The 25,848-nt window shown below is 67.7% G+C and carries 31 protein-coding genes; 21 read left to right on the forward strand and 10 right to left on the reverse strand.

Translation table 11 applies throughout. The features are described 5' to 3' along the window. Positions 1 to 9 precede the first annotated feature (9 nt). From FHY06_RS30040 to FHY06_RS30070, 7 genes are all read left to right on the forward strand, one after another. On the forward strand, positions 10 to 984 hold the full coding sequence (locus FHY06_RS30040; RefSeq protein ID WP_126025847.1) for a tripartite tricarboxylate transporter substrate binding protein BugE: 975 nt from the start codon (positions 10 to 12) through the stop codon (positions 982 to 984). Between the two features lie 73 nt (positions 985 to 1,057). Continuing rightward, complete coding sequence (gene xerD, locus FHY06_RS30045; RefSeq protein ID WP_019655959.1) at positions 1,058 to 1,972, forward strand: site-specific tyrosine recombinase XerD; 915 nt, start codon at positions 1,058 to 1,060, stop codon at positions 1,970 to 1,972. A 49-nt stretch (positions 1,973 to 2,021) separates the two neighbouring features. Further along, positions 2,022 to 2,993, forward strand: a complete 972-nt coding sequence (locus FHY06_RS30050) for a Bug family tripartite tricarboxylate transporter substrate binding protein (protein WP_184607247.1) — start codon at positions 2,022 to 2,024, stop codon at positions 2,991 to 2,993. A gap of 56 nt (positions 2,994 to 3,049) precedes the next feature. Then, positions 3,050 to 4,042: a Bug family tripartite tricarboxylate transporter substrate binding protein gene (locus FHY06_RS30055; protein ID WP_019655961.1), complete on the forward strand. Its 993-nt coding sequence runs from the start codon at positions 3,050 to 3,052 to the stop codon at positions 4,040 to 4,042. Between the two features lie 80 nt (positions 4,043 to 4,122). Continuing rightward, the gene (locus FHY06_RS30060) at positions 4,123 to 4,698 is read left to right on the forward strand and encodes a TetR/AcrR family transcriptional regulator (protein ID WP_126184932.1); all 576 of its coding nucleotides are present in this window, start codon (positions 4,123 to 4,125) and stop codon (positions 4,696 to 4,698) included. Positions 4,699 to 4,792: 94 nt separating this feature from the next. After that, positions 4,793 to 5,926 (forward strand): thiolase family protein, encoded by a 1,134-nt coding sequence (locus FHY06_RS30065; RefSeq protein WP_184607248.1) that lies wholly within the window; start codon positions 4,793 to 4,795, stop codon positions 5,924 to 5,926. A 52-nt stretch (positions 5,927 to 5,978) separates the two neighbouring features. Next, entirely contained in the window at positions 5,979 to 6,425 is a 447-nt protein-coding gene (locus tag FHY06_RS30070; RefSeq protein WP_019655964.1) for a MaoC family dehydratase, read from the forward strand. Positions 6,426 to 6,437: 12 nt separating this feature from the next. Here FHY06_RS30070 and FHY06_RS30075 read toward each other — a convergent pair whose 3' ends face one another. After that, positions 6,438 to 7,262: a ferritin-like domain-containing protein gene (locus FHY06_RS30075; protein WP_184607249.1), complete on the reverse strand. Its 825-nt coding sequence runs from the start codon at positions 7,260 to 7,262 to the stop codon at positions 6,438 to 6,440. A gap of 41 nt (positions 7,263 to 7,303) precedes the next feature. On the opposite strand from FHY06_RS30075, the gene FHY06_RS30080 reads away from it, so the two are divergent. The 7 genes from FHY06_RS30080 to FHY06_RS30110 all read left to right on the forward strand — a co-directional run bounded on the left by FHY06_RS30080 (position 7,304) and on the right by FHY06_RS30110 (position 13,376). Next, complete coding sequence (locus FHY06_RS30080; RefSeq protein WP_019655966.1) at positions 7,304 to 7,828, forward strand: gamma carbonic anhydrase family protein; 525 nt, start codon at positions 7,304 to 7,306, stop codon at positions 7,826 to 7,828. Between the two features lie 96 nt (positions 7,829 to 7,924). Beyond that, positions 7,925 to 8,923, forward strand: a complete 999-nt coding sequence (gene hslO, locus FHY06_RS30085) for an Hsp33 family molecular chaperone HslO (protein ID WP_019655967.1) — start codon at positions 7,925 to 7,927, stop codon at positions 8,921 to 8,923. Positions 8,924 to 9,199: 276 nt separating this feature from the next. Next, positions 9,200 to 9,952, forward strand: coding sequence for a glutamine ABC transporter substrate-binding protein GlnH (gene glnH, locus FHY06_RS30090; RefSeq protein WP_126184927.1), 753 nt, complete (start codon positions 9,200 to 9,202; stop codon positions 9,950 to 9,952). Positions 9,953 to 9,973: 21 nt separating this feature from the next. Beyond that, positions 9,974 to 10,630, forward strand: coding sequence for a glutamine ABC transporter permease GlnP (glnP, locus tag FHY06_RS30095; RefSeq protein ID WP_184607250.1), 657 nt, complete (start codon positions 9,974 to 9,976; stop codon positions 10,628 to 10,630). Beyond that, positions 10,627 to 11,355, forward strand: coding sequence for a glutamine ABC transporter ATP-binding protein GlnQ (gene glnQ, locus FHY06_RS30100; RefSeq protein WP_132751566.1), 729 nt, complete (start codon positions 10,627 to 10,629; stop codon positions 11,353 to 11,355). The genes glnP and glnQ overlap by 4 nt, the downstream gene beginning before the upstream one ends. Before the next feature lies 1 nt (position 11,356). Next, a complete protein-coding gene (locus FHY06_RS30105; RefSeq protein WP_184607251.1) occupies positions 11,357 to 12,418 on the forward strand; it encodes a C45 family autoproteolytic acyltransferase/hydrolase in 1,062 nt (353 codons plus the stop codon). Continuing rightward, positions 12,378 to 13,376, forward strand: coding sequence for a MurR/RpiR family transcriptional regulator (locus FHY06_RS30110; RefSeq protein WP_184607252.1), 999 nt, complete (start codon positions 12,378 to 12,380; stop codon positions 13,374 to 13,376). Before FHY06_RS30105 ends, FHY06_RS30110 begins: the two co-directional genes overlap by 41 nt. 20 nt (positions 13,377 to 13,396) lie before the next feature. Here FHY06_RS30110 and FHY06_RS30115 read toward each other — a convergent pair whose 3' ends face one another. The 7 genes from FHY06_RS30115 to FHY06_RS30145 all read right to left on the reverse strand — a co-directional run bounded on the left by FHY06_RS30115 (position 13,397) and on the right by FHY06_RS30145 (position 19,434). Beyond that, positions 13,397 to 14,371, reverse strand: coding sequence for a hypothetical protein (locus FHY06_RS30115; RefSeq protein ID WP_184607253.1), 975 nt, complete (start codon positions 14,369 to 14,371; stop codon positions 13,397 to 13,399). Between the two features lie 33 nt (positions 14,372 to 14,404). Continuing rightward, positions 14,405 to 15,076 (reverse strand): ATP/GTP-binding protein, encoded by a 672-nt coding sequence (locus FHY06_RS30120; RefSeq protein WP_019655970.1) that lies wholly within the window; start codon positions 15,074 to 15,076, stop codon positions 14,405 to 14,407. Continuing rightward, on the reverse strand, positions 15,073 to 15,705 hold the full coding sequence (pnuC, locus tag FHY06_RS30125) for a nicotinamide riboside transporter PnuC (protein WP_145758868.1): 633 nt from the start codon (positions 15,703 to 15,705) through the stop codon (positions 15,073 to 15,075). Before pnuC ends, FHY06_RS30120 begins: the two co-directional genes overlap by 4 nt. 49 nt (positions 15,706 to 15,754) lie before the next feature. Next, complete coding sequence (gene ftsB, locus FHY06_RS30130; RefSeq protein WP_019655972.1) at positions 15,755 to 16,033, reverse strand: cell division protein FtsB; 279 nt, start codon at positions 16,031 to 16,033, stop codon at positions 15,755 to 15,757. Between the two features lie 18 nt (positions 16,034 to 16,051). Further along, positions 16,052 to 17,335, reverse strand: a complete 1,284-nt coding sequence (eno, locus tag FHY06_RS30135) for a phosphopyruvate hydratase (RefSeq protein ID WP_019655973.1) — start codon at positions 17,333 to 17,335, stop codon at positions 16,052 to 16,054. A 64-nt stretch (positions 17,336 to 17,399) separates the two neighbouring features. Continuing rightward, the gene (locus FHY06_RS30140) at positions 17,400 to 17,690 is read right to left on the reverse strand and encodes a DUF1330 domain-containing protein (RefSeq protein WP_019655974.1); all 291 of its coding nucleotides are present in this window, start codon (positions 17,688 to 17,690) and stop codon (positions 17,400 to 17,402) included. A 61-nt stretch (positions 17,691 to 17,751) separates the two neighbouring features. Continuing rightward, positions 17,752 to 19,434: a CTP synthase gene (locus FHY06_RS30145; RefSeq protein WP_126184919.1), complete on the reverse strand. Its 1,683-nt coding sequence runs from the start codon at positions 19,432 to 19,434 to the stop codon at positions 17,752 to 17,754. Positions 19,435 to 19,558: 124 nt separating this feature from the next. Here FHY06_RS30145 and coaBC point away from each other — a divergent pair, with 124 nt between their 5' ends. The 4 genes from coaBC (at position 19,559) to FHY06_RS30165 (ending at position 22,369) form a co-directional block, all read left to right on the forward strand. Next, on the forward strand, positions 19,559 to 20,782 hold the full coding sequence (gene coaBC / locus FHY06_RS30150) for a bifunctional phosphopantothenoylcysteine decarboxylase/phosphopantothenate--cysteine ligase CoaBC (RefSeq protein WP_126184918.1): 1,224 nt from the start codon (positions 19,559 to 19,561) through the stop codon (positions 20,780 to 20,782). Continuing rightward, positions 20,782 to 21,240 carry a hypothetical protein gene (locus tag FHY06_RS30155; protein WP_145758866.1) on the forward strand — a complete coding sequence of 153 codons (459 nt, stop codon included), beginning with the start codon at positions 20,782 to 20,784 and terminating at the stop codon, positions 21,238 to 21,240. The genes coaBC and FHY06_RS30155 overlap by 1 nt, the downstream gene beginning before the upstream one ends. Then, positions 21,241 to 21,687, forward strand: a complete 447-nt coding sequence (gene dut / locus FHY06_RS30160; RefSeq protein ID WP_019655978.1) for a dUTP diphosphatase — start codon at positions 21,241 to 21,243, stop codon at positions 21,685 to 21,687. Positions 21,688 to 21,868: 181 nt separating this feature from the next. Continuing rightward, on the forward strand, positions 21,869 to 22,369 hold the full coding sequence (locus FHY06_RS30165) for a glycine zipper 2TM domain-containing protein (protein WP_019655979.1): 501 nt from the start codon (positions 21,869 to 21,871) through the stop codon (positions 22,367 to 22,369). Positions 22,370 to 22,438: 69 nt separating this feature from the next. Here the strand turns inward: FHY06_RS30165 and FHY06_RS30170 are convergent, their stop codons facing one another. Then, on the reverse strand, positions 22,439 to 22,963 hold the full coding sequence (locus FHY06_RS30170; protein WP_019655980.1) for an FKBP-type peptidyl-prolyl cis-trans isomerase: 525 nt from the start codon (positions 22,961 to 22,963) through the stop codon (positions 22,439 to 22,441). Positions 22,964 to 22,977: 14 nt separating this feature from the next. On the opposite strand from FHY06_RS30170, the gene FHY06_RS30175 reads away from it, so the two are divergent. From FHY06_RS30175 to FHY06_RS30185, 3 genes are all read left to right on the forward strand, one after another. After that, positions 22,978 to 24,120, forward strand: a complete 1,143-nt coding sequence (locus FHY06_RS30175) for a JmjC domain-containing protein (protein WP_184607254.1) — start codon at positions 22,978 to 22,980, stop codon at positions 24,118 to 24,120. Continuing rightward, positions 24,110 to 24,613, forward strand: a complete 504-nt coding sequence (locus tag FHY06_RS30180; protein WP_184607255.1) for a hypothetical protein — start codon at positions 24,110 to 24,112, stop codon at positions 24,611 to 24,613. The genes FHY06_RS30175 and FHY06_RS30180 overlap by 11 nt, the downstream gene beginning before the upstream one ends. A 93-nt stretch (positions 24,614 to 24,706) precedes the next feature. Then, the gene (locus FHY06_RS30185) at positions 24,707 to 24,988 is read left to right on the forward strand and encodes a hypothetical protein (RefSeq protein ID WP_019655983.1); all 282 of its coding nucleotides are present in this window, start codon (positions 24,707 to 24,709) and stop codon (positions 24,986 to 24,988) included. Between the two features lie 83 nt (positions 24,989 to 25,071). Here FHY06_RS30185 and FHY06_RS30190 read toward each other — a convergent pair whose 3' ends face one another. Continuing rightward, complete coding sequence (locus FHY06_RS30190) at positions 25,072 to 25,848, reverse strand: MBL fold metallo-hydrolase (RefSeq protein ID WP_184607256.1); 777 nt, start codon at positions 25,846 to 25,848, stop codon at positions 25,072 to 25,074.

A 25,848-nucleotide genomic window follows, 5' to 3' on the forward strand; every position in this document is an offset into this window, starting at 1 on the left:
GAGTTTTTGATGCAACGTCGTCAATGGAGCGCGATGGTGGGAGCCGCGGCACTGCTTGCAGTCGCGGGTCAGAGCTTTGCGCAGGGTTATCCCAACAAGCCCGTCGAACTGAGCGTGCCGTTCGCACCGGGCGGCACGACGGACATCGTGGCGCGCGTGATTTCCGATCCGCTGGGCAAGGTGCTGGGCCAGCCGGTGGTGGTGATCAACCGCGCCGGCGGCGGCGGCATCGTGGGTGCGGCCGAGACCGCCCGTGCCACGCCCGACGGCTACAAGCTCGGCATCGCCACGGTGTCGAGCACTGCGGCCAACCCGGCCATCAACCCGAAGACGCCGTACGACCCGATCAACGACTTCACGCCGATCATCAACATCGCGGCCACGCCGAACATCATCGCGGTCAACCCGAGCTTCCCGGCCAAGAACTACGCCGAGTTCGTGGCCGAGCTGAAGAAGAACCCCGGCAAGTACTCGTATGCCTCGTCGGGCACGGGCGGCATCGGCCACCTGCTGATGGAGCTCTACAAGAGCCTGACCAACACCTTCGTCACGCACATCCCGTACCGCGGCGCGGGCCCGGCGCTGAACGACGTGGTGGCCGGCCAGGTGCCGATCATGTTCGACAACATCCCCTCGGCCATGCCCTTCATCCAGAGCGGCCGGCTGATCCCGATCGTGGTGTCGGCGCCGCAGCGCCTGGCTGCGCTGCCCAACGTGCCGACCTTCAAGGAAGTGGGCCTGGAGCCGGTGAACCGCATGGCCTACTACGGCATCCTCGGTCCGAAGGGCCTGCCCAAGGAAGTGGTCGACAAGATCAGCGCGGGCGTGAAGAAGGCCGTGGAAGAACCGGCGGTGCGCAAGCGCATCGAGGACACGGGCTCGCTGATCGTGGCGAACACGCCCGACCAGTTCGCAGCGCAGATCAAGGCCGAATACGACGTGTACAAGCAGGTCGTGAAGAAGCAGAACCTGAAGCTCGACTGAGACAGGTCGCTCGCGCGACGAAGCAAGCCGCCCGCCTGCCGGGCGGCTTTTTCTTTTTGTTATCTTGCAAGGCATGAGCACAGAGGCAGCCACGCAGACGACACCCGAGATCGACGATTTCATCGACGCCCTGTGGCTCGAGGACGGGTTGTCGAAGAACACGCTGGCCGCCTACCGCCGCGACCTCGCACTGTTCGCGCAGTGGCTCGGCGCGCAGCGCAGCGGCACCGCACTCAACGCCGCGAAGGAGACGGACCTGCAGGCCTACATGGGCGCGCGGCTGTCGAGCAAGGGCAAGGCCACGTCGGCCAACCGGCGGCTCACGGTGTTCAAGCGCTACTACCGCTGGGCGCTGCGCGAGCGGCGCATCGCGGCCGACCCGAGCATCCGGCTCGTGCCGGCGCGGCAGATGCCGCGGGCCATCAAGACGCTCTCCGAAAAGCAGGTCGACGACCTGCTGGGCGCGCCGGACGTCGAGTCGCCGCTCGGCCTGCGCGATCGCGCGATGCTGGAGCTGATGTACGCCAGCGGCCTGCGCGTGAGCGAGCTGGTGGCGCTCAAGGTCACCGACATGAGCCTCAACGACGGCGTGCTGCGCGTGCTCGGCAAGGGCAACAAGGAGCGGCTGGTGCCCTTCGGCGCCGAGGCGCGGCGATGGATCGAGCGCTACCTGGAAGAGTCGCGCCCGGCCATCCTCGATGGCCAGCAGACCTCCGACCTGTTCGTCACTGCGCGCGGCGCCGGCATGACGCGCGTGATGTTCTGGATCATCGTGAAGAAGCACGCGGCCGCGGCGGGCATCCATGTACCGCTGTCGCCCCATACGCTGCGCCACGCCTTCGCCACGCACCTGCTGAACCACGGCGTCGATCTGCGCGCGGTGCAGTTGCTGCTGGGGCACGCGGACATCTCGACGACGACCATCTACACACACGTGGCGCGCGAGCGCCTGAAGCAGCTGCATGCGCAGCACCATCCGCGCGGTTGATCGAGGGCGCGCGGTTTTCTTTCCTCAGAAAAACCAGGAGACACCATCCATGAAGAAGACGACTGCAACCATGGTCGCGGCCGCAATGCTGGCCGTCGGCGGCGCAGCTTTCGCGCAGGCATTTCCGAGCGCCAAGCCCATCCGCCTGATCGTCGGCTATCCGCCCGGCGGCGGCATCGACTTCGCGGCGCGCACCGTGCAGGCGCCGCTGCAGGAGGCGCTCAAGCAGCAGCTGGTGGTCGACTACAAGCCCGGCGCGAGCGGCATGATCGCGGCCACCGAGCTCACGCGCCAGCCGGCCGACGGCTACACGCTTCTGCTTGCCAACACGGGGCCCTTCGCCATCGCGCCGTACCTGCAGAGCAAGCCGCCGTACGACCCGATCAAACAGTTCACCTACATCGGGCAGATCAGCCAGGGCAGCTACATCGCGGTGACGCGGCCCGACCATCCGGCGAAGAACCTCAAGGAGTTCGTCGCCTGGGCCAAGGGGCAGCCGGGCAAGGTGAACTTCGCCTCCGGCGGCAACGGCACCTCCACGCACCTCAACGGCGAGCTCATGAACCAGGTGACCGGGCTCGACATGACCCATGTGCCGTACAAGGGCAGCGCCCCGGCGGTGCAGGACCTGATCGGCGGGCAGACGCAGATCCTCATCGACGCGGGCAGCGTGCTGCTGCCGCAGGTGAAGGGCGGCAAGCTCAAGGCGCTGGCCGTGACCGGCCCGGCGCGCGATCCGCAGCTGCCCGATGTGCCGACGGTCAAGGAACTGGGACTCGCGGGCATGGAGTCGGTCGGCTTCCAGGGGCTGGTGGGGCCGGCCAACATGCCGAAGGAGGTGGTCGATCGGCTTTCCGGCGAGCTCGCGAAAGCGCTGGCGCAGCCCGAGATCAAGGCCAAGTTCTCGACGGCAGGCGCCGAAGTGCACTCGCTCGGGCCGGCCGAGTTCGCGGCTTTCGTGAAGGCGGACAATGAGAAGTGGTCCAGGCTGATCAAGGAGCGCAAGCTGCAGCTGGACTGACACCCTCCATCACGCAAGCAAGCAGGCAGACGACAAGGGCTGCCACACACGACACCATGAATTTCCTCGCTTCCTCGAAGCCCTCGCGCCGCACGGCGACCCGACTCCTCGCCGCCGCCGCGCTGTGCGCCGCATCCGGTGCCATCGCGCAGACCGTGCCAAAGACCGTGCGCCTCATCGTCGCCTACCCGGCGGGCGGCGTCAGCGACGTGGTCGCGCGTGCGCTGGGCGATCGGCTCGCGGCGCAGATGGGCGTCACGGTGGTCGTGGACAACCGCGCGGGCGCGAGCGGCGCCATCGGCATGGACGCCGTCGCCAAGGCCGCGCCCGACGGTGCGACGCTGGGCTTCTCGGCCATCAGCCCGCTGGTGCTGAGCCCGCACCTGGGCAAGCTGCCCTTCGATCCGCTCAAGGACGTGGCGCCCGTGGCCAGCGTGATGTATTCGCCGGTGCTGCTCATCGCCACCCCGGCGAGCAAGGCCAAGGACTTCAAGGCGCTGATCGACGATGCCAAGGCACATCCGGGGGCGGTGCGCTGGGCGACCTCGGGGTCGGCCTCGCTCGGCCACATCGTGCTCGAGCAACTGCGCGCCGCGGCCGGCGTCGACATCACGCACGTGCCCTACAAGGGCGGCGGCCAGCAGCTCAACGACGCGATCGGCGGGCAGTTCGAGATCCTTTCCACCAACGCGAGCCCGACGCTCTCTTCGCACATCCAGTCGGGCAAGCTGCGTCCGCTGGCGGTGGGCGCGCCCGCGCGGCTCGACAGCCTCCCGCAGGTGCCCACGCTGGGCGAACTGGGCTACAAGGCGGCGAACATCAATTCGCTGTTCGGCGTGTTCGCACCCGCTGCCACGCCGCCGGCGCTGGTCGCGAAGTACAACGCAGAGATCAACAAGGCGCTGGCCACGCCCGAACTGCGCGCCAAGCTGACGGCCACCGACAACGTGCCCACGGGCGGCACGCCGGCCGCGTTCGCGAAGGAAATCGCCAGCGAGTTCGAGAGCAATGGGCGCATCGTCAAGGCGGCGGGCATCAAGGCCGATTGAGAAGGCCGATTGACCAGGCGGCTGACGCCTTCATGACACCCCGGCTTGTGGGTTGATCTTACCTACCTTATAGTAGGTAGATGACCAACGCCACAGCCCTGGCCACCGGCAGCACCCGCGAGCAGATCCTCGCGGTGGCGCGGGGCCTGATCGAAACGCGCTCCTACCTGGGCTTCAGCTTCCAGGACGTGGCCGATGCGGTCGGCGTGCGCAAGGCCAGTCTGTACCACCACTTCCCGACCAAGGAGGCGCTGGGCGTCGCGGTGATCCGCGGGGCCACGCAGGGCTTCAAGGACTGGGACGCCGCCCGCGCGCGCGAGCCGAAGGACGCGCTCGAATCGTATTTCCGCATGTACCGCAACACGCTCAGGGCCGGCTCGGCGATGTGTCCCGCAGGGGCGATGGCGCCTGGCTGGGGCGTCGTCAACGACGAACTGCGCATGGCGGTACAGGAGTTGCGCAACACTCAGGTGACGTGGCTCACCGGCGTTCTGGGCGCGCTGATGCCCGAGCGCAAGACCGGCGCCTCGGTGGCCTCGCTGGCCGCCTACGTGTTTTCCGTGTGCCAGGGCGCGCTGCTGTCGGCGCGCATGACGGGCCGCGTCGAAGATTTCGACGACGCCATCGCCCAACTCAGGAGTTCCTTGCCGGGCTGAGCGCCCGGCCTCGTGCAGGCACGCTTCGGCGTGCTTATTTTTCGACCTCGAAGCCTACCGATTGGAAGGTAGTCAAACCTGCTGGAGAGCATTCATGAAAGCCGTCATTTCCGCCTACGCCCGTTCCCCGTTCCATTTCGCGAAGAAGGGCGCGCTCGCCGAGGTGCGCCCCGACACGCTCGCCGCCGGCGTGGTGCGCGGCCTGCTGCAGCGCACCGACCTCGACCCCACGCTGCTCGAAGACGTCATCCTCGGCTGCGCCTACCCCGAGGCCTCGCAGGGCAACAACCTCGCGCGCATCGTCGGGCTGCTGGCAGGGCTTCCGCATGAAGTCGGCGGCATGACCGTCAACCGCTTCTGCGGCTCCTCGATGCAGGCCGTGCACATCGCCGCAGCGCAGATCGAGGCGGGCATGGGCGATGCGTTCCTGTGCGTGGGCGTGGAGTCGATGACGATGGTGCCGCAGGGCGGCTTCAACTTCTCGCCGAGCCCCGAGCTCAAGGAGAACACCGACGCCTACATCTCGATGGGCGAGACCGCCGAGAACGTCGCGCAGCGCTGGAACGTGAGCCGCGCCGACCAGGATGCCTTCGCGGTGGAGTCGCACCGCAAGGCGGCCGAGGCGCGCGCGCAGGGGCGCCTGGCCGGCGAGATCGTGCCGGTGCGCCTCGCCTCGGGCGACGTGATCGACGCCGATGGCTGCATCCGCCCGACCACCTCCGCCGAGGCGCTGGCGAACCTCAAGCCCGCGTTCCGCCCTGACGGCGTGGTGACGGCCGGCACCTCCTCGCCGCTGACCGACGGCGCTGCGGCGGTACTCGTCACCAGCGACGACTTCGCGGCGAAGCACGGCCTGAAGGCGCTGGCGCGCATCCGCTCGTTCGCGACGGTGGGCGTCGACCCGGCGATCATGGGCATCGGCCCGATCCCCGCCACGCGCAAGGCGCTGGCACGCGCGGGCCTGAGCGCGGCCGACCTCGACGTGATCGAGATCAACGAAGCCTTCTCCTCGCAGGCGCTGGCCTGCATCCGCGATCTGGGGCTCGATCCGGCGAAGATCAACCTCGACGGCGGCGGCCTGTCGATCGGCCATCCGCTGGGCGCCACGGGCGCGCGCATCACCGGCAAGGCGGCGTCGCTGCTGGCGCGCGAGAAGGGCCGCTATGCGCTGGCCACGCAGTGCATCGGCGGAGGGCAGGGTATCGCGACGATCCTCGAGCGCGTCTGACGCGGCGCAGCCCGCGAGAATGACGATCGCCACTGACGACAAAGGAGACCCCATGGCCAAGCTGTATCTCGAAGACCTGAAGGTCGGCGACCGTTTCCGCAGTGCCGAGCATGCGCTCGACGCGGCGCAGATCAAGGCCTTCGCGCAGCAGTTCGACCCGCAGCCCTTCCACACCGACGAAGAGGCCGCCAAGAGCACCTTCTTCGGCGGCCTCGCCGCGAGCGGCTGGCACACGGCCGCGCTCACGATGAAGCTGCTGGTCGAGAGCGGCATTCCGTTGGCCGACGGCATCATCGGCTCGGGCGGCGAGCTGCAATGGCCCAAGCCGACACGCCCCGGCGACGTGCTGCACGTGGAAAGCGAGATCGTCGACATCGTTCCCTCGCGCTCCAAGCCCGGCCGCGCGATGGTGCAGATGCGTTGCCAGACGCTCAACCAGCATGGCGACGTGCTCCAGCACTTCACGCCGAAGCTGGTGGTGCATGCCCGCCCGGCCTAGGGCGGCGGACCTTCAGGCCTTGTCCTGGGCGCTTGAGAGCTGGCGCAGCTCCTCGCTGCTGAAGCCGGCACGGCCGCGCGCCTCGAGGTTGAATGGCGGCTTCAGCCGCGGCGCCTCGTAGCGCGCCACCAGCGCGGGGTAGGTGGCCTCGGGGTCGATGCCTTCGCGCTCGCAAAGCCAGCGGTACCAGTGGTTGCCGATGGCCACATGGCCCACTTCATCTCGCAGGATGATGTCGAGGATCTCGACCGCGCGCAGGGCGTCGGGTGTGTTCACGCGCTTGAGCTTGCCCTGGATCAGCGGCGTGGCGTCGAGCCCGCGCGCCTCCAGCGTGCGCGGCACCAGCGCCATGCGGGCGAGCACGTCGTCCTTCGTCTTCTCGCACATGTTCCACAGCCCGTCGTGGCCGGGGAAGTCACCGTAGCGCCAGCCCATGTCCTGCAGGTGCGCGTGCAGCAGCGTGAAGTGCAGCGCCTCCTCGTCGGCCACGCGCAGCCAGTCGCGGTAGTAGGCCTCGGGCATGCCGTCGTAGCGCCAGACGGCGTCGAGCGCGAGGTTGATCGCGTTGAACTCGATGTGGCAGATCGAGTGGATCAGCGCGGCGCGGCCTTCGGTGGTGAAGGGCGAGCGCTTCTGCACGGCGGTGGCGGCCACGCGCAGCGGGCGCTCGGGGCGGCCCGGCACGCCGAGATCGTCGCCGGCGGTGCGGATGGGTCCGGATGCTATGGATTCGGTAGCGCCGTCCATAGACATGGCGCCAATGGCACGGGTGGCGGCCACCTTTTCATCGGGATCCGTAAGGCGAAGCGCGGCCAGCGCGCTCAATCGGGGGTGCATCCCTACAATTCTAGGTTTTGACCTTGCAGGGACCGGAAACAATGGCGCTCTACGAACTCGACGGTGTGGCACCCCAGGTGGGCGAAGGTGCATGGGTGGCCGACAGCGCGGAGGTGATGGGCAACGTCAGGCTGGCGGACAACGCCAACGTATGGTTCGGCGCAGTGCTGCGCGGCGACACCGAGACGCTGAGCATCGGGCGCAACAGCAACATCCAGGACCTGTCGGTGCTGCACGCCGACATCGGCTGCCCCCTGACCGTCGGCGACAACGTGACCGTCGGCCACCAGGTGATGCTGCATGGCTGCACCATCGGCGACAACACGCTGATCGGCATCCAGGCCGTGGTCTTGAATAACGCGAAGATCGGCCGCAATTCGATCGTTGGCGCCGGCAGCGTGGTGACCGAAGGCAAGGAGTTCCCCGACAACTCGCTCATCATGGGCTCGCCCGCCAAGGTGGTGCGCACCCTCGACGACGAGGCTGCCGCCAAGCTGCGCCAGGGCGCGGAGAACTACGTGGCCAACGCCCGGCGCTTTGCCAAGGGGCTGAAGAAAGTTGCCTGACCCTCAGGCTTGCCCACTTCGTGTGGCCGCCGGCCCGGCGAAGCCGGTTTCGCGGTATTCCGTGCGAAGACTGTTTATTGAGAGAGGACCGATGTTTTGAGCGAGCTGCACAAATTCCTGTTCGATGGCCTGCCGGTGCGCGGCATGATCGTGCGCCTGACGGACGCGTGGCAGGAGATCCTCGCGCGGCGCGCCTCCAACACCGCCACCGGCGCCTATCCGCAGCCGGTGGTCGAACTGCTCGGCGAGATGACGGCTGCCGCCACGCTGATGCAGGCCAACATCAAGTTCAACGGCGCGCTGATCCTGCAGATCTTCGGCGACGGCCCCGTCAAGGTGGCGGTGGCCGAGTCCAAGCCTGACCTGAGCCTGCGCGCCACCGCCAAGGTGATGGGCGAACTGCCCGCCGACGCGCGCCTGCCCGATATGGTCAACGTGGGCAACAAGGGCCGCTGCGCCATCACGCTCGACCCCAAGGACAAGCTGCCAGGCACCACCCCCTACCAGGGCGTCGTGCCGCTCTTCGGCGACGACGGCGAGAAGCTCGGCAAGCTCAGCGACGTGCTCCAGCACTACATGCTGCAGAGCGAGCAGCTCGACACCACGCTGGTGCTGGCCGCCGACGACAAGGTCGCTGCCGGCCTGCTGATCCAGCGCCTGCCGGTGAAGGGCGAGGGCAACCTCGAAGGCACCGCCGACAAGGACCACGACCAGGCGAATGAAGACCAGATCGGCCGCAACGAGGACTACAACCGCATCTCGATCCTCGCGTCGAGCCTGACGCGCGAAGAGCTGCTCACGCTCGACGTCGAGACCATCCTGCGCCGCCTGTTCTGGGAAGAGAAACTGCTGCGCTTCGAGCCGCAGGCCGGCATGCTCGGCCCGCACTTCGCCTGCACCTGCGGCCGAGAGCGCGTGGCCCAGATGATCCGCGGCCTCGGCGAGCAGGAGGCCGAGAGCATCCTCGCCGAGCGCGGCAACATCGAGGTGGGCTGCGACTTCTGCGGCAAGCAGTACCGCTTCGACGCGGTCGACGCTGCGCAGATCTTCACGCCGGCGGGCGACAGGGCGCCGGGCAGCCAGGTCGTTCAGTAACCGACCGACAGATGAGGGCAGGCGCAACGCCTGCCTGATGCGGCCAAGCCGCCAGCCCCCGCCGCGCGGGGGCCTTCCGGGTTCCAGCTCCCGTTTCCAAGACATCAGCATCGCTCCCGGTTCAGGCGCCGGGAGCGCCGCCGTGGCGCTCAGGGCAAACCCGAGCTTGCCGCGTGTCGCTGCATGGCACACATTATGCAAATGTATTTGCGAATTTGATTTTCTTGCAAATTCAATTGCACCAATTCGGTGAGCTCTTACTCCGGAAGGATTGTCATGAAGAAACTCGTACTCCGACTGCTCGCGGCCGCGGCCGTCGCCACGTCGTTCATCGCCGCTCCCGCCACGGCGGCCGGCCCGCTGCTGGTGGCGGTCGATACCGCATTCGTCCCCTTCGAATTCAAGGAGGGCGACAAGTACGTGGGCTTCGATATCGACCTGTGGGAGGCCGTCGCCAAGGAGCTGAAGCTCGAATACAAGCTGCAGCCGATGGACTTCGCCGGCATCCTGCCCGCGCTGCAGACCAGGAACGTCGACGTGGCGCTGGCCGGCATCACCATCAAGGACGAGCGCAAGAAGGTCATCGATTTCTCCGACGGCTACTACGACAGCGGCTTCATCCTCATGGTGCCCGCCGCCAGCAAGATCGCCGGCGTGGCCGACCTCAAGGGCAAGACGCTGGCCATCAAGACCGGGACCTCCGCCGCCGACTACGCCAAGGCCAACTTCGCCGGCACCGAACTGCGCCAGTTCCCGAACATCGACAACGCCTACCTGGAGCTGATGACCGGCCGCGTCGATGCAGCCATGCATGACACGCCCAACGTCCTGTACTACATCGCCACCGCAGGCGCGGGCAAGGCCAAGGCGGTCGGCCCGCAGATGATGGCGCAGCAGTACGGCATCGGCTTTCCCAAGGGCAGCCCGCTGGTGCCGCAGGTGAACGCGGCGCTCGCGAAGATCAAGGCCGACGGCCGCTACGCCGCCATCTACCGCAAGTGGTTCAAGGCCGAACCGCCGAAGTCCTGAGCGGTAGCCACGGAGCCATTCATGGATTTCGATTGGTCAGTGATCGCCGGCGCGCTGCCGGCGCTGTTGAAGGGCGCGCAGCTGACGGTGCTCATCACCGTGGCGGGTCTTGCCGGAGGCATGCTGCTGGGGGTGCTGTTCGGCCTGATGCGCGCCTACGGGAACGGCCCCGTCGCGAGCATCGGCTTCGCCTACGTGGGGCTGGTGCGGGGCACGCCCATCGTGGTGCAGGTCATGTTCATCTACTTCGCCTTGCCCGGCCTGCTGGGCGTGCGCGTGGACCCGATGACGGCGGCCATCGCCTCCATCGTCATCAACTCGGGCGCCTACATCGCGGAGATCGTGCGCGGCGCCTTCCTCTCGGTGCCGCGCGGCCTGAGCGAGGCGGGGCTGGCCATGGGCCTGCCGCGCTGGCGGGTGCTGGCGTTCGTCGTCGGCCCGGTCGCGTTCCGGCGCATGACGCCGGCGCTGGGAAACCAGTTCATCGTGAGCCTGAAGGACACCTCGCTCTTCATCGTCATCGGCGTCGGCGAGCTCACGCGCCAGGGGCAGGAAATCATGGCCGCCAACTTCCGCGCCATCGAGATCTGGAGCGCGGTCGCTGCCATCTACCTGTTGCTGATCGGGCTGCTCACGCTCGGCCTGCGGACCGTCGAAAGAAGGATGCGCATCCTGTGAACATCGTCGAATTCAAGAATGTCGAGAAGCGCTTCGGCGCCAACAAGGTGCTCGACCGCGTGAGCCTGCAGATCCGCAAGGGCGAGGTCGTGGTGCTGATCGGCCCCTCGGGCTCGGGCAAGTCGACGCTGCTGCGCTGCATCAACGCGCTGGAGCAGATCGACGGCGGCGACCTGCTGGTGGATGGCCTCAGCGTGCGCGGCGGCAATGCCGTGGCGCGCGAGATCCGCCAGGAGGCCGGCATGGTGTTCCAGCAGTTCAACCTGTTCCCGCAGATGACCGCGCTGGAGAACGTCGCCTTCGGCCCGCGCCAGGTGCGCGGCGCCTCCAGGTCGCAGGCTCAGGCCCAGGCGGCCGAACTGCTCGCCAAGGTCGGGCTCGCCGAGCGCATGAACCACTACCCGAGCGAGCTCTCGGGCGGACAGCAGCAGCGCGTGGCCATCGCACGCGCGCTGGCCGTCAGGCCGAAGCTGATGCTGTTCGACGAGCCGACCTCCGCGCTCGACCCCGAGCTGCGCCAGGAGGTCCTGCGCGTGATGCAGTCGCTCGCCGAGGAGGGCATGACGATGGTGGTCGTGACCCACGAGATGCAGTTCGCCCGCAAGGTCGGGACGCGGCTGATCTTCATGGAGCATGGCCACATCACGGTCGACGGACCGCCGGCGCAGCTGCTGGACAACCCGCCCAACCAGCGCCTGCGCGATTTTCTTCAGCACGTGGAGTGACATGCCGACATTGAATTACCTCGAAGCCGCAGGCTCGCCCTTCGAGACCGGACGAACGCTGGGCCGCTTCGGCGCCGCGGCGATGCAGGACTACGCGCGGCATTCACCTGCCTGGGCATCGGTGATGCACCATCGCGGCACGCCTGCCGCCGCGGCGATGTCCGCGCTGGTGCGTTCGCGCTTCCCGCGCGTCTGGGATGAGCTCCAGGGACTTGCGGCAGGGCTGGAGCTGCCCCTCGAAGAAGTGTTCCTGTGGAACAGCCGCGGCGATCTTTGGGCCATGGCGCCCGACGGCTGCACCACGGTGCAGGAATCGGCGGGTGCGCTGCGCCGCATCACGCACAACGAAGACGGCGACCCGGCCTTCGCCGGGCATTGCGCGATCGCGCAGTGCGCGGTGGAGGGCGGCGTGCCCTTCGCGTCCTTCGTCTACCCGGGCTCGCTGCCAGGGCACACCTTCGCGGTGACCGAGGCCGGCCTCGCGATGACGGTGAACAACCTGCGCTGCCTGAACGTGCGCCCCGGCGTTCCCCGCATGGTGCTCGCACGGGCGCTGCTCGAGACCGCCAGCCTGATGGAGGTGCGCACGCTGCTCGAGTCGAGCGAGCGCGCGGGCGGCTTCCACCTTACCGTGGCGCACCGGGCTTCGCCCGGGCTGTTCAGCGTGGAGTTCAGCTCCGAAGCATGTTCCATCGTGGAGATCGACGGTCGGCGGCTGCATGCCAACCATGCGCTGCATGCGTCGCTGCGCGAACTGCCGCAGATCGTCACGGGCTCTTCGCGGCATCGGCAGGAGCGTGGCGATGCACTGCTGGCCGGCGGCGAGACGGTCGATCCGTTGCACCTGCTCGCCGACGGAAGCGACGCGGTGTTCCCGATCCTGCGTGCGAGTCCGGACGACAGCGACGCGGAGAACACGATGGCGACTGCGGACATCCGCATCGGCGCCGGTGCTGCGCACATCGAGTGGGAGGTGTACGAGCACCCGGCCCGACCGCCGCGATTCCATATGATCGACGGCCATGCAAGCACCGAAAAAGACCGGCGTGCCCGCCCAGCCTGATCCCGACGACACCGACAGCCCGGGCAGCAGCGCGGATGGCGCCTCGCCGCCGCGAACCGTCGAGGAGCTGCGCGCGCTGGCGGTGAGCCTCGGGCGCGGCGACGCGCTGATCTCGATGGGCAGCAAGGCGCACAGCGTGCTGGCGCGCCTGGTCGAGCGTCCGGAAGAGGTTGCGGTGCGCACCATCACCGAGCTGGCCGATTCGCTGGGCGTGAACGCATCGACGCTCACGCGCCTTGCCACCCGGCTGGGCTACACCGGCTTCGTGGAATTCCAGACCGTGTTCAGAGACGGGCTTGCGTCCAGGCATCGCCACTTCTACAGCGAGCAGGCCGGCCGGCTGGTGGCGCATGCATCGGAGCGTTCGCAGTCCGAGGGGCCGGGGCAGCGTCCGGAGATCGACACCATGGTGCATATCGCCCGCGATTCGATCGCCAACACCGAAGGCTTCCTCGCGCAACTGTCGGCCGACGAATTGCAGCAGGCAGCCCGGCTGCTCGCCACCGCGCCGCGGGTGCGCGTGCATGGACTGCGGCAGTTCAGCGCACTCGCGAGCTTCCTGGCCTACGGGCTGGCGATGGTGCGCGGCGACGTGGCCCTGCTCGATCCGCACGGGCTGGGCGTGGCCGAAGGACTGGCCCAGCTGCAGCCCGGCGACCTGGTGGTGGTGACCAGCGTGGAGCCTTACACGCGCAGCATCGCGGAAACGGCCGAGGCCGCGGCCAAGGCCGGCATGGTCGTGATCGCCATCACCGACCACCGTGCTTCGCCGCTTGCGGCCTTCGCTCAGCACTCCTTCTTCGTGCCGCACGGCAGCACCTTCTTCAGCAACTCGATGGGCGCCTACGTGATCTTCTGCGAGGGCCTGCTGAATCTGGTCGCGACCTGCCTGGGCAAGAAGGCACTCGAAGCGCTCGAGCGGCGCGAGCGCTTCATCGCCGACCTGGGCATCGAGTAGGGCAAGGCCGCGCGCGGCCTTCAGTCCCGGTCGTCGAAGCCACCGAACGCGATGTCCGGCGCGCTCGTGTTGTGCTTCGAAGGCAGGCTGCGCCCGAAGCGCACCTGCGTGGCCTGGAGGCTCTTCACCTCCGGCAGCGGCAGCATCTGCTGCGCCGCCTGGGGCGACGCCTGCCAGCGCACCTCGCTCACGTCGGCGTTGTCGGGCGTGACGTACATCGAGCGCAGCACCGCGAAAGGCTGGGCGTTCGCGGTCGGCTTCGACAGCGTGACGTCGAGCGCGGTGCGTACGCGGCTGATCTCGTCGACCTTCACCGCGGCACTGCCGCCGTCGGTGAAGCGCACATGGATGGCCAGCGGCCGGGGCACGATGCGGATCGACGCGATGTTCACCACCGGCCGTGCGGCGGCCTCGACCGGGCCGAGCAGGAAGGACGAGCCGTACACCCCGTCGCCGAAGCGCGCCTCGGGCAGCGGCTTGATGCGCCAGTAGCCGTCGGACGGATAGAGCACGATGGCCTCGAGCGGCTTGCCGTTCTCCTTCCTGAAGACCTGCAGCAGGTGGAAGCCGCGGTCCTTGCGCTTGCCCACCTGCACGGGCACGCGCTGCGGGCGCCAGAAGCTCGGCAGCGTCATGCCGACGACGCGCCACTGGGCGTTGTCCATCAGCACCACGGTGCGCTTGCGGAAGCGGTAGGCCGGGTCGGTGGGATGCTCGCCGCCGTCGAAGTTGCAGCCTGAGAAGTCGGGCGCGGTGACGTCGTTGCCGATCTTGTCGAGGTAGTCGGGCTGCAGCGCCTCGATGCGCATGCGGCGGATGCCTTCGCCGCGCAGGGTCAGCGAGACGTTGTCTTCCTCGGCGCAGGCGGTGGTGGTGGTGCCGTTCTCGACGGTGGCCGCGACGGGCGCCGCGTGGGCCGCACCGGCCGCCGAGAGCAGCAGGGCGGCAGGAAGAAGAGGAAGCGTGGCGATGCGCGCGAGGGTCGAAAAGGGCATCGGGTCTCCGGTAAGGTGCAGGGGGCGAGCGTGCTACTCGCGGCGCGCGATGAGATCGCTGAAGAGCCTATGTTCGCATTCCGGGTCGGAGCATTTCTCGCAAGGCCACGACCAGGAGGCGGGTTTCGCGTCGGACTTGACGCGCGTGCGCGGCCGGCCCTCGTTGCCCGCGATGGAGACGATGGCGTTCCAGGCATTGGCCAGCCGCTCGGCGCCGCTGCCGTGCACCACGGCATACGAGAGCTTCGCGCGCGCGAGCGCGGCACGCACCAGCGTGTCGGTCGGCTGCTGCGCATGCGGTCCGTCGCGCATGCCGTCGGCGACCCAGGGCAGGTCGAGCGCGGTCAGCAGCGTGATGGCGTAGCCGCGCTGGGCAGCCAGGGCGTCTTCGTAGAGCGACGTGTCGGCGAAGAGCTGCTCGCTGTAGACGGCCGTCATAAGCGCGGTGGTGTCGGCCACCACCACGCCGGCGGCGGCGGCGCTCGCGATGCGGCGGGTCTGCTCGTCGGCGATGGCCTGCTGCTCGTCGGGGCGCGGCGTGCGGTTCTCGCGCTCGCACCATTCGCGCAGGTACTCGCTCACCAAGGTCGTCGGAACGCCGCGGTCCTGCAGGCGCTGCGCGATGGCGCGGGCCAGCTCGGTCTTGCCGGTGCTCTCGGCACCCACCAGGGCGATGACGCAGCCGGTCGGCAGTACGGGTGTCATGCTCGCGCTGCCTCAACGGTGCTCGAAGGCATGCGCTGGCGCCAGGCAAGGTAGCCGGCCACGCTGAGCACCGCGAACACCGCATACAGGCCCACCGTGAGCCACAGGCCCTTGTGGATGAAGAGGCCCACGCTCACGACGTTCACCGCCAGCCAGATCAGCCAGTTCTCAATGAACTTGCGCCCGAGCAGGAACTGCCCGACAAGGCTCAGGCCGGTGGCGAAGCCGTCCCACCAGGGCACGTCGGTGTCGGTGAAGCGGCGCAGGAAGAGGGCGACCGCCGGCCAAGCCACCGCACAGGCCAGCAATGTGAGCGCGATGCCGCGCGACGAAAGCCGGCTGACGCGCAGTGCGCTGCCGTCGGCCCGGTGGCCGCGCAGCCACTGCGCCCATCCCCAGAGCGCGACGAGCGCGAAGAAGACCTGCAGCGAGGCGTCGCCGTAGATGCGCGCCTTGGCGAACACCGCCACGTAGAGCACGGAGCTGACGATGGCCAGCGGCCATCCCCAGTGGATCTCGCGCATGTTGCAGCCCACCATGGCGAGCGCCAGTGTCGACGCGACGAGCTCGAGCCAGCTCACGGGAGAGCCCCAGAGCATGAACGCGGGGGCCGAGAGAAGCTCGGTCATCGGCTCTGAGGCGAAGAAAGAAAAGAGGCGGGAGAAGAAGTGGCCGGGGTCAGTGCGCTATCTGCACGAAGACCTCGTTCGGCTTCACCATGCCGAGTTCCGCGCGCGCGCGCTCCTCGACCATCTCGAGGCCGTCCTTGAGGTCGTTGACCTCGGAGGTGAGGCGTTCGTTGTTCAGCGCGGCCTTGGCGTTGGCGTCCTTCTGGTCGGCCAGCTTGGTCCGCAGCTGGGCCACGTCGCGCACGCTGCCGCGCCCGTTCCACAGCTGCCACTGCAGGATGGCCAGCAGGAGCAGCAGGACGATCGGTGGAACGAGGCGGGCGCGCATGCCGCGTGGCGTCCGGCGTTACTTCAGGTTGTAGAACGCGCCGCGGCCGGGGTACACGGCGATGTCGCCCAGGTCTTCCTCGATGCGCAGCAGCTGGTTGTACTTGGCGATGCGGTCGGAACGCGAGAGCGAGCCGGTCTTGATCTGGCCGGCGTTGGTGCCCACGGCGATGTCGGCGATGGTGCTGTCTTCCGTCTCGCCCGAGCGGTGCGAGATGACGGCGGTGTAGCCCGCGCGCTTGGCCATCTCGATGGCGGCGAAGGTCTCGGTCAGCGTGCCGATCTGGTTGATCTTGATCAGGATCGAGTTGGCGATGCCCTTCTCGATGCCTTCCTGCAGGATCTTGGTGTTGGTGACGAACAGGTCGTCGCCCACCAGCTGCACGCGCTTGCCCAGGCGTTCGGTGAGCAGCTTCCAGCCGTCCCAGTCGCCTTCGTGCATGCCGTCCTCGATGCTGATGATCGGGTACTTGTCGACCCAGGTCGCGAGCATGTCGGTCCAGCTCTCGGCGGTCAGCGAGAGGTTCTCGCCCGACAGCACGTACTTGCCGTCCTTGTAGAACTCGCTGGCCGCGCAGTCCAGGCCCAGGGCGATCTGCTCGCCGGCGGTGTAGCCCGCCTTGTCGATGGCTTCCAGGATCAGCTGGATGGCAGCCTCATGGCTCTCGACGCTGGGAGCGAAGCCGCCTTCGTCGCCCACCGCCGTGCTGATGCCGCGGTCGCCCAGGATCTTCTTGAGCGCGTGGAACACCTCGGCGCCGTAGCGCACGGCCTCGCGGAAGCTCTTGGCGCCCACGGGGATGATCATGAATTCCTGCAGGTCGAGGCTGTTGTTGGCGTGGGCGCCACCGTTGATGACGTTCATCATCGGCACCGGCAGCTGCATGCCGCCCATGCCGCCGAAGTAGCGGTACAGCGGCAGGCCCGATTCCTCTGCCGCGGCGCGGGCCACGGCCATCGAGACGGCGAGGGTGGCGTTGGCGCCCAGGCGGCCCTTGTTGTCGGTGCCGTCGAGGTCGATCATCGTGCGATCGAGGAAGGCCTGTTCGCTGGCGTCGAGGCCCAGCACGGCTTCCGAGATCTCGGTGTTGATGTTCTCGACGGCCTTCAGCACGCCCTTGCCGAGATAGCGGCTCTTGTCGCCGTCGCGCAGCTCGATGGCTTCGCGCGAGCCGGTCGATGCGCCCGAGGGCACGGCCGCGCGGCCCATGGTGCCCGACTCGAGCAGCACGTCGCATTCGACGGTGGGGTTGCCTCGGCTGTCGAGAATTTCGCGGCCGACGATGTCAACGATTGCACTCATCTTCTGTCTTTCTCTTTCTGGTCTCTTTGGGCGGATGAATAGATGTGAAAAGGGATCGGAAGGCTCAGAGGCCCTCGACGGCGATCATGTTCATGATCGCGGCGCCGGCACGGGCCTCGCGCGCCTTGAGGTACTCGGGCGTCTCATAGAAGGCCTTGGCCTTCTCGAAGCTGGGGAACTTGAGGATCACGACGCGCGTGGGCTTCCAGTCGCCCTCCAGGGGCTGCACCTGGCCGCCGCGCACGCACACCTCGGCGCCGTGCGCCTGCATGGCGACCGTCGACCACTTCTTGTATTCCTCGTACTGCGTCGGGTTGGTCACCTCGACGTGGGCGATGACGTAGCCGCTGCTCATTCGATTACCTCCGTGCTCCGCACTGCGGCGCGAGCTTGCCTGGCGCGGTCCGGCGCGGCGCTCATGCCACGGCCTTCAGCGTCTTGTTGGTGCTGCCCGAGCCCTTTTCCTTGTGCTCGAGCGCGGCCTTGATGAAGGCGTTGAACAGCGGGTGGCCGCCCCACGGGGTCGACTTGAACTCGGGGTGGAACTGCACGCCCATGAACCACGGGTGCACGTCCTGCGGCAGCTCGACGATCTCGGTCAGGTGCTCGCGCTGGGTGAGCGCCGAGATCACGAGGCCAGCCTTGCGCAGCTCATCGAGGTAGTTCACGTTGGCTTCGTAGCGATGGCGGTGGCGCTCGGTGACCACGTCGCCGTAGATGCTGTGGGCCAGCGTGCCCGGAGCCACGTCGGAGCTCTGCGCGCCCAGGCGCATGGTGCCGCCGAGGTCGGACTTCTCGTCGCGGATCTTCACGGTGCCGTCGGCGTCCTTCCACTCGGTGATCAGCGCGATCACGGGGGTGGGCGTCTCGGGGTCGAACTCGGTGCTGTTGGCGTTCTTCAGGCCGGCCACGTGGCGGGCGTACTCGATGGTGGCGACCTGCATGCCCAGGCAGATGCCGAGGTAGGGCACCTTGCTCTCGCGGGCGAAGCGCGCGGCCGAGATCTTGCCTTCCACGCCGCGCTGGCCGAAGCCGCCGGGCACCAGGATGGCGTCGTACTTGGCCAGGCGGGAGACGTCCTGCGCCGAGATGGTCTCGGAGTCGATGTAGTCGATCTTCACGCGGGCATGGTTCTTCATGCCGGCATGGCGCAGCGCCTCGTTGAGCGACTTGTAGCTGTCGGACAGGTCGACGTACTTGCCGACCATGGCGATCGAGACTTCCTTCTGCGGATGCTCGACCTCGTAGACCAGGTCGTCCCAGCGCTGCAGCTTGGCCGGCGGCGTGTTGATGCGCAGCTTGTCGCAGATCAGGCCGTCCAGGCCCTGCTCGTGCAGCATGCGGGGCACCTTGTAGATGGTGTCCACGTCCCACATCGAGATCACGCCCCATTCGGGCACGTTCGAGAACAGCGAGATCTTGGCGCGCTCGTCGTCGGGGATGCGGCGGTCGGCGCGGCACAGCAGGGCGTCGGCCTGGATGCCGATCTCGCGCAGCTTCTGCGCGGTGTGCTGCGTGGGCTTGGTCTTGAGCTCGCCGGCGGCGGCGATCCAGGGCACGTAGCTCAGGTGCACGAAGGCCGAGTTGTTCGGGCCCATGCGCAGGCTCATCTGGCGCACGGCCTCCAGGAAGGGCAGCGACTCGATGTCGCCCACGGTGCCGCCGATCTCGACGATGGCCACGTCCACCTCGTGCGCCGTGCCGATGCCGGCGCCCCGCTTGATGTATTCCTGGATCTCGTTGGTGATGTGCGGGATCACCTGCACCGTCTTGCCGAGGTAGTCGCCGCGGCGTTCCTTCTCGAGCACGGACTTGTAGATCTGGCCGGTCGTGAAGTTGTTGGCCTTGCGCATCCGCGTGTTGACGAAGCGCTCGTAGTGGCCGAGGTCGAGGTCGGTCTCCGCGCCGTCGTCGGTGACGAACACTTCCCCATGCTGGAAGGGCGACATCGTGCCGGGGTCGACATTGATGTACGGATCGAGCTTGATGAGGGTGACTTGGAGGCCGCGCGATTCGAGGATCGCGGCGAGCGAGGCGGAGGCGATTCCCTTGCCAAGGGAAGAAACGACACCACCGGTGACGAAGACAAATTTGGTCATGCCAGTTCCGGATGCTGTGAATCCGGGCAGTGGGAAATTGCGATTATAGGTGTGCCCTTCGCGACACCTTTCGCCAAGGGCTTGTTGGCGTGGGGCCGATGGCATGTGAGCAACAATACGTCCCATGCAAGATCTCGCCGGCAAACACATCGTTCTCGGTCTCACGGGCGGCATCGCCTGCTACAAGTCGGCCGAACTGTGCCGGCTGCTCGTCAAGGCGGGCGCGACCGTCCAGGTCGTCATGACCGAGGCGGCGGAGCAGTTCATCACCCCGGTGACCATGCAGGCGCTCTCGGGGCGCACCGTCTACACCTCGCAGTGGGACACCCGCGAGCCCAACAACATGCCGCACATCAACCTGAGCCGCGAGGCCGACGCGATCGTGCTGGCGCCCTGCAGCGCCGACTTCATTGCCCGGTTGGTGCAGGGCCGCTCCGACGACCTGCTGAGCCTGATGTGCCTGGCCCGCCCGATGGACCGCATCCCGCTGCTGATCGCCCCGGCCATGAACCGCGAGATGTGGGCCCATCCGGCCACGCAGCGCAACCTGATGCAGGTGGCCGCCGACGGCGCGACCGTGCTGGGCGTGGGCAACGGCTGGCAGGCCTGCGGCGAGACCGGCGACGGCCGCATGCTCGAGCCGGCGCAGCTGCTGGAGGACGTCACCGCCTTCTTCAGCCCCAAGCTGCTGGCGGGGCAGAAGGTGCTGGTCACGGCCGGCCCGACCTTCGAGGCACTGGACCCGATCCGCGGCATCACCAACCATTCGTCGGGCAAGATGGGCTTCGCCATCGCCCGGGCGGCCCGCGAGGCCGGCGCCGAGGTCACGCTGGTGGCCGGCCCGGTGCACCTGCCCACGCCGCGCGGCGTGACGCGCGTCGACGTGCTCTCGGCGCAGCAGATGCTCGACGCGACGACCCGTGCAGCGCAGAGCGCTAGCATTTTCGTAGCTACGGCTGCCGTCGCCGACTGGCGCCCCGCCACGCAGAGCGAGCAGAAGATCAAGAAGGACGGCAGCGGCAGGACGCCGGTGCTTCACTTCACCGAGAACCCGGACATCCTCCTTTCCGTCGCGAAGAGCGAGCGGGCCCAGTCGAAGAAGCTTTTCTGCGTAGGCTTCGCCGCCGAGAGCGAGAACCTCGCCGAACATGCCAAGGCCAAGCGCGAGCGCAAGGGCATCCCGCTGCTGGTGGGCAACATCGGTCCGCTGACCTTCGGGCAGGACGACAACGCGCTGCTGCTGGTCGATGCCAATGGCGTGCGCGAGCTGCCGCGCGCCCCCAAGCTCACGCTGGCGCGCGAGCTCATGACCGAGATCGCAGCCCGTCTTCCCGACTGGAGGGTCTGATGAATCCCCAATGGAACACGCCGCCGAACGGCGATTTCGCCCGCTATGTCGAGCGGCTGTCCGCGCAGGCGGCGTTGCCGAGGCGAGCCGCTTCGCCCGGTGAGCATGGCCTGGACGTCGGCATGACGACGACTGCCGGCCCCAACGCACAGGGGCCGGTCTCGGCCGCGATGCAGCGCGCCGAACTCCCCAACGGCGAGGTGCCGAAGAAGGAGCCCGGCTCCTTCGACCCGGCGCTGCTCAAGGTGCTGGGCGTCTTCGGCGCGGTGGCATTCCTGGTGCTCTGGGCGGCGGGCGTGCCGTTCGGCGTGCTGATCGTCCTGGCGGCGGCTGCCGCCTGGTTCGGCAGGAAGTTGAAGGGCCTGAAGCTCACCCCCGGCGTCGCCAAGTGGCAGCAGGTGCTGGAAGAGGCGGCCCGCAAGCAAAGAGAACAGCAACAGAAGCAAGGCAACAACTAAGTGAAAGTCGACGTCCGCATCCTCGATCCACGCATGGTGGATCAACTGCCCGCATATGCCACCCCCGGAAGCGCCGGCCTCGACCTGCGAGCCTGCCTCGATGCCCCCATCACGCTGGAGCCCAACGGCTGGCAGTTGGTGGGCACCGGCATCGCGATCCATCTGGCCGATCCGGCCTATGCGGCGCTGATCCTTCCTCGCTCGGGGCTGGGCCACAAGCACGGCATCGTGCTGGGCAACCTCGTCGGCCTGATCGACAGCGACTACCAGGGCGAGCTGAAGATCAGCGCCTGGAATCGCAGCGACACGCCCTTCGTGCTGAATCCGATGGAACGGCTCGCGCAGCTCGTGATCGTGCCGGTGGTGCAGGCGCAGTTTCGTGTGGTCACAGAATTTGCACCCACGCAACGCGGCGAGGGTGGGTACGGCTCCACCGGCAAGCATTGAGCGAATCCTGAAGACCGGCCGGTTTCCGGGCGGTAAAGAACGGAACCGGCTCGGGCCGCCCGCCTCGAAGGTTTCAGTGTGTGAACGGCGTCATCGTGGCCGATGCTGCGGCGTTAGTCAGGCACACGCAGGGTGCATGCATACATCATCCTTGCACCGTTCTTTCCGAGGAGCCTCCAACATGAAGATCTCAATGCGCTTTGTTTCCGTCACCGCTTCCGTGCTGGCCCTGGCCACGCTCACGGCGTGCGTGGCACCGGCGCCGGTCTACACGACCTCGCGCTATCCCTACCAGGCGCCTCCGCAGGCCATTCCCTACCAGGAAGCCTCCTACGTCGAATACGGCCACGTGGCCAACATCGAGGTGCTGCGCAGCGAAACCGCCGGCACCGGCACCACGGGCGGCGGTGCCGTCGCGGGTGGCGTGATCGGCGGCGTGGTGGGCAACCAGTTCGGTCGAGGCAATGGCCGGGCCGCGGCGACCGCGCTGGGCATCGTGGGCGGCGCCCTGCTGGGCAACACCATCGAGGCGCAGCAGAACGGCCCGCGCGTCTACGAGATGTACCGCGTCTCGGTGCAGACCGACCGCGGCGGCTATCGCGCCTTCGACGTGCAGAGCCCCGGCGACCTGCGCATCGGCGACCGCGTGCGCATCGACAACGGCCAGATCTCGCGCATGTGAGTTGTTCCCACATTGGGCATGAAAAAAGCCGGGCAATGCCCGGCTTTTTTCATGGGGCGGGCGCGGCAGTCAGTGCAGCGTCTGGTTGCCCGGCGCCATCGGCGCAATCTTGAAGAAGCCCGTGCCCGCCGTTCCGCGGCCGACTTCCTCTTCGGTGGCCTCGCGCACCGAACGCACAGTGATGTCGAGACGGATCGCGATGCCCGCCAGCGGATGGTTGCCGTCGAGCACTAGGTGATCGGGATAGATCTCGGCCACGGTGTAGATCGCATCCTTGGGAATGTCGCCGCTCACGCCCTTGGGCAGGGCGGAGCCGTCGAAGGTCATGCCTTCTTCGGTGCCTTCGGGGAAGAGCGAGCGGGGCTCCAGGAAGAGCAGCTGGTCGTTGAAGTCGCCGAAGCCTTGCTCCGGCTCGATCTGCAGCTGTACCCGGGCGCCGGGCTCATGGCCCTGCAGGGCCGCTTCGATCACGTCGAAGAGGTCGTCGCCGCCGACCAGGAATTCCACAGGCTCCTCGAGCACGTCCAGCACGTCGCCGAGCGTGTCCTTCATCGTCCAGGTCAGGCCGACCACGCATTGTTCAGAGATTTCCATTGCAGAATTCTCCCATGGAGATCAACAAACCGCTGCCCCTGCTGGGCGGCCTGAGCGCCGCGCAGTTCATGCGGCGACATTGGCAGAGAAAACCCTTGCTCGTGCGGCAGGCGATACCCGCGATGGTGCCACCGATCGAGCGTTCCGAGCTCTTCGCCCTGGCCGAGCGTGAGGACGTCGAATCGCGCCTCATCCGCCACGGCAAGAACGGCTGGTCGCTCAGGCACGGCCCTCTTGCCCGGCGCGCCCTGCCGTCGCTGAAGCAGCCGGCGTGGACGCTGCTGGTGCAGGGTGTCGACCTGCACCATGAGGGCGTGCACGAGCTGATGAGGCAGTTCCGCTTCCTTCCCGATGCGCGCCTCGACGACCTGATGATCAGCTACGCGAGCGACACCGGCGGCGTGGGCGCGCATTTCGACAGCTACGACGTGTTTCTGCTGCAGGCGCACGGGCGCCGGCGCTGGTCCATCGGCAAGCAGGGCGACCTGCGGCTGCAGCCGGGCCTGCCGCTGAAGATCCTCGAGAACTTCGAGCCCGAGCAGACCTTCGTGCTCGAACCCGGCGACATGCTCTACCTCCCGCCGCGCTACGCCCACGACGGCGTGGCCGTCGGCGGCGACTGCATGACGTATTCCATCGGACTGCGCTCGTCGGCCCTGGGCGAACTCGGCGCCGACCTGCTGGCGCGCATGGCGCAGGCCTACGCCGAAGACCTGGAAGACGCCGGGCCGGCCGAGCTCGCGCGGTATCGCGATCCTGCGCAGCCCGCCGTCGATTCGCCGGCAGCCATGCCCGCGGCCCTGCAGGCCTTCGCGCGCAAGGCCATCGAGGCCGCGCTGCGTGATGCGGATGCCGTCGACCGTGCACTGGGTGAATCGCTCACCGAACCCAAGGCCAATGTCTGGTTCGGCGAAGGCGGCGAGGCGCCCGCGGCCATGCAGCAGGTGAAGCTCGACCGCCGCACGCGCATGCTCTACGACGCACGTCACATCTACATCAATGGCGAGAGCTTTCGCGCAGGCGGTGCCGATGCGACGCTGATGCGCAGGCTGGCAGATCGCCGCGAACTCGGTCCGCGCGAACTCGCACGCGCCAGCGAGGGCGCCCTGGCATTGCTGGCGGAGTGGTGCGAGGCGGGGTGGCTGCATGCCGGATGAAGCAGCCGCTTCGCCGCTGCCCGAAGGGCGCTTCGATGGTCGCGAGGCCTTCGACGTACTCCTGCGCAATGCGTTCGCGGCTGCAGCGCGCGAGGGCTGGAAGGAAATGGTCTTCAGCGACCTCGACTTCGCCGACTGGCCGCTGGGCGAACGCGCGACCATCGAGGCGCTGCAGGCCTGGGCCGCGAGCGGCCGCCGCCTGATGCTGCTCGCGCAACGCTACGACGTTCTCGAGCGCGGCCATGCGCGCTTCGTTGCATGGCGCCGCATGTGGGACCACATCATCGAATGCAGGGCCGCGGGCAAGGCGTCGGGCACGGAAGTGCCGAGCGCCATCTGGACGCCCTCGTGGTTCGTGCATCGCATCGACCCCGAGCGAAGCAGGGGCGTGAGCGGCGCAGAGGCACGCGCTCGCCGCGAATTGCGCGAGGCCATCGAAGAGTGCTGGCGCAACGGTCGACCTGCGTTTCCTGCATCGACACTCGGCTTGTAAGCCAATGCCGCGAATGCGGCCGCGAGACATATTCGGACGGATATGCAGGTCTAGAATTTTTTCGTCCAGACCTTCATAGCCAAAGGAGATTCCATGAAGAAGTCATCGTCCGTCCTGATCGCCTCGCTGATTGCCGCTGCCGCGCTCGTCGCCTGCGGCAAGAAGGAGGATGCAGCGCCGGCTGTCGTGACGCCGCCTCCTGCGCCCGTGACTGAACCCGCGCCCGCACCTGCTGCTCCGGCTCCTGCGCCATCGGCCGATCCGGGCGCATCGTCCTCGTCGTCGACTGCCCCGTCTTCGGGCTCTCAATCGGCACTCGATGCTGCGAATGCAGCCACCGAGGCCGCGAAGAAGAACGAAGCGCCGAAGCAGTAAACAGACCCTGCATCAGCCATGCAGAAAGCCGCCGTGAGGCGGCTTTTTTTCTTAGCAGAGCGTGAGGCTGGCGGAGGCGGTGCTCAGACGTCGAGCCAGGGCGAGCCAGTGGCGGCCGTGGCGGTCAGCATCTCGGCCTCGTTGCCGCCCAGTGCTTCTGCCATGAGGCGCCGCACGATCTCGGGCCGGTTGTTCTGCTCGCTCAGGTGTGCCGCGACCACGTGCCTGAGACCGTCATGCAGCAGTGCGCGTGCGATGTCGGCCGCGGCCATGTTCGACAGGTGCCCGTAGTTGCCGCCCACGCGGTGCTTGAGGAAAGGCGGGTAGCTCGAGTTGGCCAGCAGTTCGCTGTCGTGGTTGAACTCCAGCAGCAACGAATGCACGCCGTCCAATCGGGCCAGCACGTGGGCCGTGGCATGGCCGAGGTCGGTCAGCACGCCCAGCGTGCGATTGCCGTCGGTGCAGCGCAGTTGCAGCGGCTCGCGCGCATCGTGCGGAACGGTGAAGGGCTGCACGCAGATGTCGCCGACTGTGAACTCGGCATCGTCGCGCGCGAGGTTGAGCCGTCCCTCGAAATCGCGCCCGCCGGTGGCGAGCCAGGTGCCTTCGCTCATCCAGACGGGAATGCGGTTGCGCCGCGACAGCGAATGGGCACAGCCGATGTGGTCGCCGTGCTCGTGTGTCACGAAGACCGCGTCGATGTCGCTGGCTGCAAGGCCCGCCTGGGCCAGGCGCAAGTCGAGCTGCTTGAGGCCGAAGCCGCAGTCGACGAGGAGGCGGGAGGTGCGGCCGGCGCTGGTCGTCTCGACCAGCGCGGCGTTGCCCGTGCTGCCGCTGCCGAGGCTTCGGAAGCGGAGCAT

The organism is Variovorax atrisoli (assembly GCF_014195185.1).
Classification (GTDB): domain Bacteria; phylum Pseudomonadota; class Gammaproteobacteria; order Burkholderiales; family Burkholderiaceae_C; genus Variovorax; species Variovorax atrisoli.

What these genes read in the sequence shown, in the direction of transcription:
- FHY06_RS30145 (WP_126184919.1), bottom strand. Translation starts at nt 19,434, where the DNA reads ATGACCAAATTTGTCTTCGTCACCGGTGGTGTCGTTTCTTCCCTTGGC.
- FHY06_RS30120 (WP_019655970.1), bottom strand. Translation starts at nt 15,076, where the DNA reads ATGACACCCGTACTGCCGACCGGCTGCGTCATCGCCCTGGTGGGTGCC.
- FHY06_RS30185 (WP_019655983.1), top strand. Translation starts at nt 24,707, where the DNA reads ATGAAGAAGTCATCGTCCGTCCTGATCGCCTCGCTGATTGCCGCTGCC.
- FHY06_RS30070 (WP_019655964.1), top strand. Translation starts at nt 5,979, where the DNA reads ATGGCCAAGCTGTATCTCGAAGACCTGAAGGTCGGCGACCGTTTCCGC.
- FHY06_RS30075 (WP_184607249.1), bottom strand. Translation starts at nt 7,262, where the DNA reads ATGCACCCCCGATTGAGCGCGCTGGCCGCGCTTCGCCTTACGGATCCC.
- FHY06_RS30190 (WP_184607256.1), bottom strand. Translation starts at nt 25,848, where the DNA reads ATGCTCCGCTTCCGAAGCCTCGGCAGCGGCAGCACGGGCAACGCCGCG.
- FHY06_RS30155 (WP_145758866.1), top strand. Translation starts at nt 20,782, where the DNA reads ATGAATCCCCAATGGAACACGCCGCCGAACGGCGATTTCGCCCGCTAT.
- glnH (WP_126184927.1), top strand. Translation starts at nt 9,200, where the DNA reads ATGAAGAAACTCGTACTCCGACTGCTCGCGGCCGCGGCCGTCGCCACG.
- FHY06_RS30040 (WP_126025847.1), top strand. Translation starts at nt 10, where the DNA reads ATGCAACGTCGTCAATGGAGCGCGATGGTGGGAGCCGCGGCACTGCTT.
- FHY06_RS30060 (WP_126184932.1), top strand. Translation starts at nt 4,123, where the DNA reads ATGACCAACGCCACAGCCCTGGCCACCGGCAGCACCCGCGAGCAGATC.
- FHY06_RS30080 (WP_019655966.1), top strand. Translation starts at nt 7,304, where the DNA reads ATGGCGCTCTACGAACTCGACGGTGTGGCACCCCAGGTGGGCGAAGGT.
- coaBC (WP_126184918.1), top strand. Translation starts at nt 19,559, where the DNA reads ATGCAAGATCTCGCCGGCAAACACATCGTTCTCGGTCTCACGGGCGGC.
- FHY06_RS30175 (WP_184607254.1), top strand. Translation starts at nt 22,978, where the DNA reads ATGGAGATCAACAAACCGCTGCCCCTGCTGGGCGGCCTGAGCGCCGCG.
- FHY06_RS30110 (WP_184607252.1), top strand. Translation starts at nt 12,378, where the DNA reads ATGCAAGCACCGAAAAAGACCGGCGTGCCCGCCCAGCCTGATCCCGAC.
- ftsB (WP_019655972.1), bottom strand. Translation starts at nt 16,033, where the DNA reads ATGCGCGCCCGCCTCGTTCCACCGATCGTCCTGCTGCTCCTGCTGGCC.
- FHY06_RS30055 (WP_019655961.1), top strand. Translation starts at nt 3,050, where the DNA reads ATGAATTTCCTCGCTTCCTCGAAGCCCTCGCGCCGCACGGCGACCCGA.
- FHY06_RS30105 (WP_184607251.1), top strand. Translation starts at nt 11,357, where the DNA reads ATGCCGACATTGAATTACCTCGAAGCCGCAGGCTCGCCCTTCGAGACC.
- glnP (WP_184607250.1), top strand. Translation starts at nt 9,974, where the DNA reads ATGGATTTCGATTGGTCAGTGATCGCCGGCGCGCTGCCGGCGCTGTTG.
- FHY06_RS30165 (WP_019655979.1), top strand. Translation starts at nt 21,869, where the DNA reads ATGAAGATCTCAATGCGCTTTGTTTCCGTCACCGCTTCCGTGCTGGCC.
- FHY06_RS30180 (WP_184607255.1), top strand. Translation starts at nt 24,110, where the DNA reads ATGCCGGATGAAGCAGCCGCTTCGCCGCTGCCCGAAGGGCGCTTCGAT.
- FHY06_RS30140 (WP_019655974.1), bottom strand. Translation starts at nt 17,690, where the DNA reads ATGAGCAGCGGCTACGTCATCGCCCACGTCGAGGTGACCAACCCGACG.
- xerD (WP_019655959.1), top strand. Translation starts at nt 1,058, where the DNA reads ATGAGCACAGAGGCAGCCACGCAGACGACACCCGAGATCGACGATTTC.
- FHY06_RS30065 (WP_184607248.1), top strand. Translation starts at nt 4,793, where the DNA reads ATGAAAGCCGTCATTTCCGCCTACGCCCGTTCCCCGTTCCATTTCGCG.
- eno (WP_019655973.1), bottom strand. Translation starts at nt 17,335, where the DNA reads ATGAGTGCAATCGTTGACATCGTCGGCCGCGAAATTCTCGACAGCCGA.
- FHY06_RS30115 (WP_184607253.1), bottom strand. Translation starts at nt 14,371, where the DNA reads ATGCCCTTTTCGACCCTCGCGCGCATCGCCACGCTTCCTCTTCTTCCT.
- FHY06_RS30050 (WP_184607247.1), top strand. Translation starts at nt 2,022, where the DNA reads ATGAAGAAGACGACTGCAACCATGGTCGCGGCCGCAATGCTGGCCGTC.
- FHY06_RS30170 (WP_019655980.1), bottom strand. Translation starts at nt 22,963, where the DNA reads ATGGAAATCTCTGAACAATGCGTGGTCGGCCTGACCTGGACGATGAAG.
- pnuC (WP_145758868.1), bottom strand. Translation starts at nt 15,705, where the DNA reads ATGACCGAGCTTCTCTCGGCCCCCGCGTTCATGCTCTGGGGCTCTCCC.